We start from the raw sequence: 1,946 nt of genomic DNA, 5'->3' as shown, positions 1-1,946 counted from the left end.
GGGGTGGGGTTCTTGTATCTCACTCAATCGAGAACCGCTATAAACTAAAGTTTACTCAAAAATTTCCGGGTTATTTAGTCATCTTCAGATGACTTCTGCTATTAGACTGGGAATATGGCTAACGCCACGCTACGCTATCATTCCCAGGCGGGCTACAGGTTTTACGTTAAGTTGACACCAATGAGATTTTGCTTTACCCCTACCGATAGTTAAAAAGCTTTTACTCCTGACTCCTCTTTTAATTGTCCTGTCAGTTTTTCCTGATTGCGTCTGCGGATTTTGGCGTAGAGTTGAATACTCACAGCCATGAAAATCACCAAACCAAAAATTAACCAAGCGGTGAGGTCTGTAGGTAAGTTATTCTTAAATGTCGCCAACATCACAATTACGACTAATAAAAGCGTCGGCGCTTCGTTTAAGGCGCGTAAACTTTGACCAGTCCATTTACATTCATCCGCTGCTAACTGCTTCATCAATTTAGCGCAGTAAATATGATAGCCAATTAAAACCGCTACAAATCCTAATTTGTAATGTAGCCAGGGTTCTTTTAACAGTTCCATGTTGGTAGATAAAATACCAATAGCCATTGCTACTGTCACAAACAGTCCTGGAGTGGTAATAATGTCGTAAAGACGCTTTTCCATGATTTGATACTGGTTCTTCAGTATCGTTCTTGCTGGTTCTGGTTCAAGGTTAGCTTCAACATGGTAGATAAACAACCGCACTAGGTAGAATAACCCCGCAAACCAAACAACAAAGCCAACAATATGAAATGCTTTAAACCAAGAATACGCCATGAATTTTAACCTACCTTTATCAATTTACAAATGATTGCATCTACTCTCATTATCAGGTTAAGATGATTTCGCAGCAAGGATGTGGATAGGTTAAGAAGTGTGAACCGTATATTTGGCATCATCATACTTCATCCCCAGCAGCTTCTTCTTCCATATTAAACTCAACTCGACTTTGTAAAACTATTTCTTCAATTACTTGAATACCTCTTTTAAATTCTAAAACTTTATTAAAACGAAGTATTAGTTCTGGAATATTTATCACTTCCTCTATACATTCCATATACTTTTTAATAATAGCTTTGATTTGATATCTTGTCTTTGCTTGTTCCTCAATCTTATTGAGTAAATATTCGACTTCTTCCTCAGTTTTGATTACAAAAGTAACTGGATATTTTTGTACCTTATCAATATCTAAAAAATATTTTCCCGTATCTAAGGTTTCTGTAACTTGAAAAAACCTTCCCAGAGGCTTCATGACAAAATCTATCCCACCATCATTTGCATTTGTGCGTCCAGTTTTATACAAAATTAAATGATCAATATTTAATTCATCTTGCGACCAACCCCAATATATTTTTTGTTCTGCATAATAATGTTTTAAAATCGCATAACTAACAATCTCAAATACTCTAGCATCTATATTTGGTTTTAATAAACTTCTAATGAATTCAATTGCTGCTTCAGATGAATGATTTTGAATTTCTATCATTTTTTGACAATAAATCACAAATTCATTGAATGAATTCATTCTTGCTTGAATATAAGCATCAATAATATCTTTGATGGATTCAGAAATATTAATTACTTGCTCACCAATTTGAATTTTTAAAAGATTTTCATTAATCCAATATCTATTTGTTGTTGAATCTCTTATTATTGGTAAATAATCTGAGGTGTGAAAATATTTTTTAAATTCTTCATTTAAACGATGATTCAGAGCATGATTTTGAAGTTTGTTTCCAAAAGGTAACTCTCTTTGCCGCATTAATAAATTTATATATTGTGCGCCTTCATAATCTTCATAGCCATTCTTAAGATGAAATTCCTTTTGTAAATAATCTTCAATCAAAACATATATAGCATAATGATTAGCAAAGCTGGATCTTGATTTTGAACCACGATTTGCAGCTTTAGCTTTAATATTAATAT

At 33.4% G+C, this 1,946-nt stretch carries 2 protein-coding genes; both read right to left on the bottom strand.

The genetic code is table 11. The annotated features are described in order from the left end of the window. Positions 1 to 209: 209 nt before the first annotated feature. On the bottom strand, positions 210 to 797 hold the full coding sequence (hemJ, locus tag IQ228_RS25485) for a protoporphyrinogen oxidase HemJ (RefSeq protein ID WP_027404782.1): 588 nt from the start codon (positions 795 to 797) through the stop codon (positions 210 to 212). Positions 798 to 918: 121 nt separating this feature from the next. Continuing rightward, positions 919 to 1,946 (bottom strand): restriction endonuclease (locus tag IQ228_RS25480; protein ID WP_193964935.1); only part of this gene is annotated, 1,028 nt, incomplete at its 5' end.

It is taken from the genome of Dolichospermum sp. LEGE 00246 (assembly GCF_015207865.1).
Classification (GTDB): Bacteria; Cyanobacteriota; Cyanobacteriia; order Cyanobacteriales; family Nostocaceae; genus Dolichospermum; species Dolichospermum heterosporum.
Note: the sequence above shows the minus strand (reverse complement) of the source record. Positions and strands in the feature narration are given on the sequence as shown.

Coding starts and splice junctions, on each gene's coding strand:
- hemJ (WP_027404782.1), bottom strand. CDS start 797: ATGGCGTATTCTTGGTTTAAAGCATTTCATATTGTTGGCTTTGTTGTT.